The organism is Streptomyces sp. NPDC001070 (genome assembly GCF_053598835.1).
The window spans coordinates 153,016-161,986 of record NZ_JBSFLB010000022.1 but is presented as its reverse complement, the minus strand read 5'-3'; the positions used below and the strand labels follow the sequence as shown (position 1 = coordinate 161,986).

The window sequence follows — 8,971 nt, the reverse complement described above, 5'->3', positions numbered from 1 at the left end:
TGGATGTCCGCGATCACCGGGATCTGCGACTTCCTCGCGATGGTGGCGAGGGCGTCGGCGTCGTCCTGCGAGGGGCAGGCCACCCGGACGATCTGGCAGCCGGAGGCGGTGAGCTCGGCGATCTGCTGCAGCGTGGCGCCGATGTCCGCGGTGACGGTGGTGGTCATGGACTGGACGGAGACCGGTGCGTCGCCGCCGACGGCCACGGATCCGACCTGGATCTTGCGGCTCTTGCGGCGGTCGGCGAGCTTGATCGGAACGGACGGCATCCCGAGCGAAATCGCGGTCATGTGAGTGGCATCCCCAAAGTACGCGGATCGAGGTCCCGGCGGCGTGGGCGGGCTCCGTTGAACGAGACTACGTCACCCCACCCACGCCCCCGACATCGCGCCTAGGTCAAGCGGACCGGATTGATGAGATCCGCGGCCATCACCAGGGCCGTGAAGCAGATGAAGATCCCGGCGACGACGTAGGCGGCGGGCATCAGCTTCGCCACGTCGAAGGGGCCGGGGTCGGCTCGGCGCAGGACCCTGGCGAAGTTCCGCCGGACGGACTCCCACAGGGCGCCGGCGATGTGCCCGCCGTCGAGCGGGAGCAGCGGGAGCATGTTGAACAGGAACAGGGCCAGATTGATCCCGGCGAGCAGGTTCACCATCGTGGCGATCTTCTGCGTGGCCGGCAGCGGCAGCGAGAAGATGTCGCCGCCGAGACGGGCCGCGCCGATCATGCCGACCGGGGAGTCGGGCTGTCGCTCGGCGCCGTTGAAGACCGCGTCCCACAGGCCCGGGATCTTGCCGGGAAGCGCCGCGAGGGAACGGGCGCCGTCCTTCGCCGTGTCGCCCATGTGGTCGATCGACTGTCCGAAGCCGAGCCTCACCACACCGTCCGCGGGCGTGAAGCCGAGGAATCCGGCCTGGACGTACTGGCCCTTGACGATGCCCCCTCGCCCGTCGGTCTTGACGACCTTGTTGGCGATCAGGTTCGCGTGCAGGTCGACGGTCCTGCCGTCGCGCACCACGGTGATCGTCGCGGGGCCGATGGTCTTGCGGATCTCCTGCTGGAGCACCGTCCACTGGCTGTCGTCGACCTTCACCCCGTTGAAGGCCACGATCCGGTCGCGCTGCTGCAGGCCGGCCGCCTTGGCGGGAGCGGCCGGGTAGTCCCCGCGGGCGCAGGGGTCCTTGGCCTTGAGGGCCTGGGTGTCGGAAGCGGGGATGACGCAGTCCGAGACCGAGCCGACCGTCGTCGTCTGGGTGGGGATGCCGAAGCCCATGAAGAGCGCGAGGAAGAGACCGAAGGCCAGGATCAGGTTCATGAACGGTCCGGCGAACATGACGATCACGCGCTTCCAGGGCTTGCGCGTGTAGAACATCCGGGTCTCGTCGCCGGGCTTCAGCTCTTCGTACGCCGCCGAACGGGCGTCCTCGATCATCCCGCGGAAGGGCGAGGTGGACCGGGCGGCGATCCGGCCGTCGTCGCCGGGCGGGAACATGCCGATCATGCGGATGTAGCCGCCCAGCGGGATCGCCTTGATGCCGTACTCGGTCTCACCCTTGTGCCGGGACCAGATGGTCGGCCCGAAGCCGACCATGTACTGCGGCACGCGGATCTTGAACAGCTTGGCCGTCGAGAGGTGGCCGAGCTCGTGCCAGGCGATGGAGAACAGGAGACCGACCACGAAGACGGCGATTCCCAGTCCCCACATGAGTCCCGTCATACGTGTGCCGCCTCCGTCGTCGCCTGTTCCGCAGCCAGTTCCCGGGCGCGGGCCCGCGCCCAGTTCTCCGCTTCGAGGACGTCCTCCACGGTGAGGGAAGTTCCCGCCGTGGGAGTGCCGTGTTCCTCGACCACCCGTGCGACGGTGTCCACGATGCCCGTGAAGGGCAGCGTGCCCGCGAGGAACGCGGCCACGCACTCCTCGTTGGCCGCGTTGAACACCGCGGGGGCGGTACCCCCGAGGCTACCGACGTGGCGGGCGAGCGCCACCGCCGGGAACGCCTCGTCGTCCAGCGGGAAGAAGGTCCACGTCGCCGCCTTGGTCCAGTCGCACCCGGGCGCGGCGTCCGGCACCCGCTCGGGCCAGCCCAGGCCCAGCGAGATCGGCATCCGCATGTCGGGCGGGCTGACCTGGGCCAGCGTGGAGCCGTCCGTGAATTCCACCATCGAGTGGATATACGACTGCGGGTGGACGACGACCTCAATGCGGTCGAAGGGAATGTCGAAGAGCAGGTGGGCCTCGATGACCTCCAGGCCCTTGTTCACCAGGGTCGCCGAGTTGATGGTGACCACCGGGCCCATGTCCCAGGTGGGGTGGGCCAGCGCCTGCTGCGGGGTCACCCCGGCCAGCTCCTCCTTGCCGCGGCCGCGGAAGGGGCCGCCGGAGGCGGTCACGACAAGCTTGCGGACCTCGGAGCGGGTGCCGCCCATGAGGGCCTGGAAGAGCGCGGAGTGCTCCGAGTCGACGGGCACGATCTGGCCCGGCTTGGCCACGGCCTTCACCAGGGGGCCGCCGACGATCAGCGACTCCTTGTTGGCGAGGATCAGGATCCGGCCCGCCTCCAGGGCGGCCAGCGTGGGGCGCAGCCCGATCGAGCCGGTGATGCCGTTGAGGACGGAGTGGCAGGGGCGGCCCGCCAGCTCGGTCGCCGCGTCCGGCCCCGCCAGGATCTCCGGCAGGGGCTCGGTGCCGTAGCGCGCGGCCAGCGCCTCCCGCAGCGGTCCCGCGGCGTTCTCGTCCGCGACGGCGACCGCCGAGACGCCCAGCTGCCGCGCCTGGTCGGCGAGGAGCTCCACCCGGCCGCCGGCGGCGGACAGGGCGAGCACCCGGAAGCGGTCGGGGTTGCGCAGGACGACGTCGATGGCCTGGGTGCCGATCGATCCGGTCGAGCCCAGGATCACGATGTCGCGGGGGCCGTCGTCGGCGGCGGTGGCCGCGTCCGGTCCGGGCAGCCGCAGGTGCGGGTCGGCGAGAGAGTCCGTCATCCCCCCATTGTGTCCGGTCGCCGGGACGGCGAGGGCACCGCCTCCGGGAAGGCGGTGCCCTTCGCGCGTGGGACGGGTCCCCGGTGCGGTCAGCGGATCGGGCGGTGGACGTTCTCCTTGGCGGAGGCGCCCGGGGTGGTGTCGGCGATCCAGGGACCGTCGCCGGAGGGATCGACGATGCCGGCCTCCAGCCAGGTGTAGGCGCCGCCCAGTACCCCGTCGACGACCTTCCGGTCGACGGCGTCGGTGTTGGACCACAGGCGGCCGAAGAGCTCCTCGACGCGGATCCGCGACTGACGGCAGAAGGCGTCGGCAAGCTGGTAGGCCTCGCGTCCGTTCTCGCCGCGGGTGCGGAGCATCTCGGCGCGGACGCAGGCGGCGCTCATGGCGAACAGTTCGGCGCCGATGTCGACGACCCGGCCGAGGAAGCCCTGCTTGGTCTCCATGCGGCCCTGCCAGCGCGACATGGCGTAGAACGTGGAGCGGGCGAGCTTGCGGGCGTTGCGTTCGACGTAGCGCAGGTGGACGGCGAGGTCCGGGTGGCCCGACGGGTGGAAGCCGCCGTAGGCGACGGGGTTCTGTCCGGCGCCGGCCACCAGCTTGGGCAGCCAGCGGGCGTAGAAGCCGCCGGCCTTGAGGCCGGCCCTGGCCTTGTCCCCGAGGGCCTTGTCGGGGTCGATGAGGTCGCCGGCGACCGAGAGGTGGGCGTCGACGGCCTCGCGGGCGATCAGCAGGTGCATGATCTCGGTCGAGCCCTCGAAGATCCGGTTGATGCGCAGGTCGCGCAGCAACTGCTCGGCGGGTACTGCCCGTTCGCCACGGGCGGCGAGCGACTCGGCGGTCTCGAAGCCGCGGCCGCCGCGGATCTGGACCAGTTCGTCGGCCATGAGCCAGCCCATCTCGGACGCGAAGAGCTTCGCCAGCGCGCCCTCGATGCGGATGTCGTTGCGGTCCTCGTCGGCCATCTGGCTGGAGAGTTCCATGACGGCCTCGAGGGCGAAGGTGGTCGCCGCGATGAAGGCGATCTTGGAGCCGACGGCCTCGTGCTTGGCGACCGGCTTGCCCCACTGCTCGCGGGCGACGGACCACTCGCGGGCGATCTTCAGGCACCACTTGCCCGCGGCGACGCAGGACGCGGGCAGCGACAGCCGGCCTGTGTTGAGGGTGGTGAGGGCGATCTTCAGCCCGGCGCCCTCGGGGCCGACCCGGTTCTCGGCGGGCACGCGTACCTGGTGGAAGCGGGTGACGCCGTTCTCGATGCCGCGCAGCCCCATGAAGGAGTTGCGGTTCTCGACGGTGATGCCCTCGGAGCCGGCCTCGACGACGAAGGCCGTGATGCCGCCCTTGTGGCCCTCGCTCTTCGGCACCCGGGCCATGACGACCAGCAGGTCGGCGACGACGCCGTTGGTGGTCCACAGCTTCACGCCGTCGAGGACGTACGAGTCGCCGTCCGGTACGGCCGTGGTCGCCAGGCGCGCCGGGTCGGACCCCACGTCGGGCTCGGTGAGCAGGAAGGCCGAGATGTCGGTACGGGCGCAGCGCGGCAGGAACCGCTCCTTCTGCTCCGGGGTGCCGAACATCTTCAGCGGCTGGGGCACGCCGATCGACTGGTGCGCCGACAGCAGCACCCCGATGGCGGGACTGGCGGACCCGACGAGGGCCAGCGCCTTGTTGTAGTACACCTGGGTGAGGCCGAGGCCGCCGTACTTGGGATCGATCTTCATGCCGAGGGCGCCGAGCTCCTTGAGCCCGGTGATGACCTCGTCGGGGATCCTCGCCTCACGCTCGATCAGGGCCCCGTCCACCTTCGTCTCGACGAAGTCGCGGAGCTTGGCCAGGAACTCCTCACCGCGCTGGACCTGCTCGGTCGACGGTGTGGGGTGCGGATGGATCAGGTCGAGCCGGAAGCGGCCCAGGAACAGTTCCTTGGCGAAGCTGGGCTTGCGCCATTCCTGTTCGCGGGCGGCCTCTGCGACCTGGCGCGCTTCGCGTTCGGAAACGGTGGGGCGGGCGGATGCTGCGGACATGGGGGCGTCACCTCGCGTCGGTTACCGACCGGTGCTACTTGTTCGTTACTACCCCGGTTCCGGCATGGTCACCAGCCCTCGCGCACGAGGCGCGCAGGGCCGGCGACCTTCCCGACGGTGTTTCAGGCCGATGCGAGCAGCTTGCGCAGCGGCGCCGTGTCCGGTGCCGCCCCGCCCTCGGTGACGGGGCCGGCCAGGGCGTCGACGGCGGCGCCGAACTCCGCCTCGTCGGTGCCGTCGGCCAGGACCAGGCGGACGCCGTGAGCCCACGTCAGTTCCCAGTGGCCGGCGCCGGATTCGGCGAGCGCCAGGCCGGCGAGGGCGGCGACGCCCTCGTGCAGCCCGCCTTCGGGCAGCCCCTGGGCGAGCGCCGGGAGACGGCCCTCGTCGGCGGCGTCGAGCAGGGCCCCGGCCGTCGGCTCGGTGCCCGCGGCGGACAGCGCGGCGCGCAGCGGCGCGGCGTTCTCGGCGAGCACCAGACGCACCGCGGGATCCGCGAGGGCGCTCCACTCCACTCGGGTGAACGCCTGGGCCTCCCCCGAGAGCGTGGCCCCCTCCAGGGCGATCAGCACCTGCTCCCGGTCGCTCAGCAGCTCCAGGGCCGGGCGGTCCTGGGCGGCGGGCGCCGTGCCCGGTTCGTCCGCGGGCGCGGCCTCGACCAGGCGGACCCGCTCGGCGATCGGCGGGTGCGAGTCGTACGGGGAGCGCTGCTCGCGGGGCAGCCGGGCGCGCATCCGCTCCAGCTCCGCGTGGCGGGCGGGGTCGGACAGGAAGCGGCCCAGCCCGCCGTACACCTGTCCGGCGGGCGGGAGCAGGCGCGCCGGGGCGCCGAAGCCGGCGTACTGCCGCATGTAGTGGTCGAAGGCCGCGTCCAGCACCGGGAGCTCGCGCAGTGCGGAGGCGGTGGCGTCCCGGCCGGCGAGCCGGACGGCGGCCTGGTCGGCGGCGAGCTCCTGGGCGCGGCCGACGCTGTGCGAGGCGCGGAGGTAGAACTTGGCGTAGGCCGTGTAGACGGCGGCCATGGCGCGGTAGGTGACGCCGGCGCCGGAGGTGTCGACCTCCTTGGCCTTGCGTCCCTTGGCCAGTGCCTTGGCGGCGCGCTCCTCCTGCCGGGCCTGCTCCTTGCCCTGGGCGCGGGCGGCGCGCTCCTCGAAGTGGGCGATGGTGCGCAGGACGCGCTGCTGGCCGCGCAGGGTGATGGCGGACAGCCGGGTGTCGCTGTTGCCGTAGTGGCCCAGCTCGTGGGTGAGGACGGCGTGCAGCTGCCGCTCGGTCAGCCCGGCGAGCAGGGGTACGCCGATGTACATGCGGCGGCGGCCGCCGATCAGGCCCAGCAGGCGGGACTGCTCGGAGACGGCGGCGTTGACCTCGCCGATCAGCACGATCTCGTCCGGCGCCCGGGTGCCGTAGCGCCCGGCCAGATCACGGACGGCCGCCCACAGCCCGGGCTGCTGCTGCTCGGTGACGGGGACGCCCGCCGGACCGTCGTCCTCTGGGCGGCGGAGCATGAACATGCCGCGCACGATGGGGATGGCGAGCACGACGCTGACGATGAAGACCTTGCCCGTGAGCCCGCCCACGCCCCACGAGGCGACCAGGACGTCGATCCCGGCCAGGACCGCCAGCAGCACCGCGCCGAGCAGGTAGAAGCCGGCGAGCAGCACCAGGGCGCGCACGGCGCGCAGCGTGGAGCTCTTGGCCGGGGCCGTCTCCGTGCCGGCGGGCGGTGCCGCCTCGGCGCGCACGGCGCCGTCCGGGACGCCCTGGTCGGCGACGCCGTCCGCGGAGGTCAGCGAGGAGGCGCCGACCGTCGCGGCCGGCACCCCGAGGGCGGCGCACACCTGGCGCAGCAGTGCGTCCGTGCCGGGCTTGGCCTCCCCGGGACGCGGGTCGTTGCGGACCTCCGCGAGGGCGGCCGCCGCCTCGGGGCGCCCGAACCACTCGGCGCAGCGCGCGGCCTGGGCGTCCCACTGGGCACGGTGCTCGGCGTACTCCTCCGGGTCGGTGGGCGGCTCCCAGTCCGCGGCCCACACCATGCTCTGCGTTCCCTGGCCGCCCGGGCGCAGGAACACCGCGTACGCGACCTGCGGCGTGCCGACCAGCACCACGGCCGGGGTGTCCAGCCGCCGCGCGAGCTCGCGCCCGGCCGGCACGACGTCGTTGATGCCGATGCCCTCGCCCTCGGTCACCGGCGCGTCGAACAGCACCCCGGTGCCGCCCTCGCCGCCGGCGATCCAGCCGCCGACCGCTCCCCGGGCCACGGCCTCCGCGGTCGCCCCGGCCTCCGCCGCGCAGACCACCGCATACGTTGCCACCTTGCGTTTCCCCTCCCCGGCGCCCGTTCGGCGCCCTTGCGAAAGCGCCACTTTACGTGCCCATGCTGACAACGTGACAGCGCGGCCGGGGCGCACCGCACATGCGCCCCGGCCGCTGGAAGGGGTGGACTGTCCTGCCGCGAGGACTACAGGGCGAGACCGGTCAGGACCAGGACCCGCTCGTAGGTGTAGTCGTCCATGGCGTACTTGACGCCCTCGCGGCCCACGCCGGAGTCCTTGACGCCGCCGTAGGGCATCTGGTCGGCGCGGTAGGAGGGGGCGTCGCCGATGATGACGCCGCCGACCTCCAGCTCGCGGTGGGCGCGGAAGGCGGTCTGCAGGTCGTGCGTGAACACACCGCTCTGCAGGCCGAACTTGGAGTCGTTGACCGCCGCGAACGCCTCGTCGGTGCCGTCCACCTTGTGCAGCGACAGGACCGGGCCGAAGACCTCCTCGGTGGCGAGGATCGCGTCCGCCGGGAGACCGGCGAGCACGGTCGGCTCGTAGGCGGCGCCGTCGCGGCTGCCGCCGGTCAACAGCTTGGCGCCCTTGGCGACGGCGTCCTCGACCCAGGACTCGACGCGCTTGGCGGCGTTCTCGTCGACGAGCGGGCCGACGTCTGTCGCGTCGTCCGAGGGGTCGCCGGTGACCTGGGCCTGCACCTTGGCGACGACCTTCTCGACCAGGCGGTCGTACACGGAGGCGTCGGCGACGACCCGCTGCACGGAGATGCAGGACTGGCCGCCCTGGTAGTTGGCGAAGGTGGCGATGCGGCTCGCCGCCCACTCCAGGTCCTCCTCGGAGGACCAGTCGGCCAGGACGACGGCGGCTGCGTTGCCGCCCAGCTCCAGGGTGGTGTGCTTGCGCGGCACCGAGTCCATGATCTGGTAGCCGACCCGGTCGGAGCCGGTGAAGGAGATGACCGGCAGGCGCTCGTCCTGGACGAGGGCGGGCATGCGGTCGTTCGGGACGGTGAGCACGCTCCACGAACCGGTCGGCAGGTCGGTCTCGGCCAGGATCTCGCCCAGGACGAGGGCCGAGAGCGGGGTCGCCGGGGCCGGCTTCAGGATGATCGGGGTGCCGACCGCGATCGCCGGGGCCACCTTGTGGGCCACCAGGTTCAGCGGGAAGTTGAACGGCGCGATGCCGAGCACGCTCCCGCGCGGGAAGCGCCGGGTCAGCGCCAGCCGGCCGGCGCCGCCGGCGTCGGTGTCCAGGCGCTGGGCCTCTCCGCTGTTGAAGCGGCGGGCCTCCTCCGCGGCCCAGCGGAAGACGGACACGGCACGGCCGACCTCGCCGCGGGCCCACTTGATCGGCTTGCCGTTCTCGGCGGTGATCAGCCGGGCGATCTCCTCGGTGCGCTCGGCCAGCCGCTTCGACACGTGGTCCAGGGCGGCGGACCGCACGTGCGCGGGGGTCGCGGCGAACTCCGCCTCGACGGCCTTGGCCGCGGCCACGGCCTCCTCCACCTGGGCGGGGGTGGGCACGCCGACGGAGGCCACGACGCTGCCGTCGTACGGGTTCACGACATCGAAGCTGTCCTCGCCGGTGGCGGGGCGGCCGGCGAGCCAGAAGGAGGTGGGGGTGCTCATGCGGACCACGGTAGGGCGGGCGGCACCCGGTCGGTCTTGTCCAGTACGTCCTGCG

6 protein-coding genes are annotated in these 8,971 nt (G+C 72.6%); all 6 read right to left on the bottom strand.

The window, feature by feature from the left end:
- Nucleotides 1–290: flavodoxin-dependent (E)-4-hydroxy-3-methylbut-2-enyl-diphosphate synthase (locus ACWDAS_RS26255; protein ID WP_450395413.1), on the bottom strand; the 290-nt coding region annotated here is incomplete at its 3' end.
- Nucleotides 291–391: 101 nt separating this feature from the next.
- Complete coding sequence (locus ACWDAS_RS26250; RefSeq protein WP_450395410.1) at nt 392–1,717, bottom strand: M50 family metallopeptidase; 1,326 nt, start codon at nt 1,715–1,717, stop codon at nt 392–394.
- The gene (dxr, locus tag ACWDAS_RS26245; RefSeq protein ID WP_450395407.1) at nt 1,714–2,982 is read right to left on the bottom strand and encodes a 1-deoxy-D-xylulose-5-phosphate reductoisomerase; all 1,269 of its coding nucleotides are present in this window, start codon (nt 2,980–2,982) and stop codon (nt 1,714–1,716) included. Before dxr ends, ACWDAS_RS26250 begins: the two co-directional genes overlap by 4 nt.
- 89 nt (nt 2,983–3,071) lie before the next feature.
- Nucleotides 3,072–5,009: an acyl-CoA dehydrogenase family protein gene (locus ACWDAS_RS26240; protein ID WP_450395405.1), complete on the bottom strand. Its 1,938-nt coding sequence runs from the start codon at nt 5,007–5,009 to the stop codon at nt 3,072–3,074.
- Nucleotides 5,010–5,131: 122 nt separating this feature from the next.
- Nucleotides 5,132–7,324, bottom strand: a complete 2,193-nt coding sequence (locus ACWDAS_RS26235; protein ID WP_450395402.1) for a M48 family metalloprotease — start codon at nt 7,322–7,324, stop codon at nt 5,132–5,134.
- A 146-nt stretch (nt 7,325–7,470) separates the two neighbouring features.
- The gene (locus ACWDAS_RS26230) at nt 7,471–8,916 is read right to left on the bottom strand and encodes an aldehyde dehydrogenase family protein (protein ID WP_450395399.1); all 1,446 of its coding nucleotides are present in this window, start codon (nt 8,914–8,916) and stop codon (nt 7,471–7,473) included.
- Between the last annotated feature and the right edge of the window lie 55 nt (nt 8,917–8,971).

What these genes read in the sequence shown, in the direction of transcription:
- dxr (WP_450395407.1), bottom strand. Translation starts at nt 2,982, where the DNA reads ATGACGGACTCTCTCGCCGACCCGCACCTGCGGCTGCCCGGACCGGAC.
- ACWDAS_RS26230 (WP_450395399.1), bottom strand. Translation starts at nt 8,916, where the DNA reads ATGAGCACCCCCACCTCCTTCTGGCTCGCCGGCCGCCCCGCCACCGGC.
- ACWDAS_RS26240 (WP_450395405.1), bottom strand. Translation starts at nt 5,009, where the DNA reads ATGTCCGCAGCATCCGCCCGCCCCACCGTTTCCGAACGCGAAGCGCGC.
- ACWDAS_RS26250 (WP_450395410.1), bottom strand. Translation starts at nt 1,717, where the DNA reads ATGACGGGACTCATGTGGGGACTGGGAATCGCCGTCTTCGTGGTCGGT.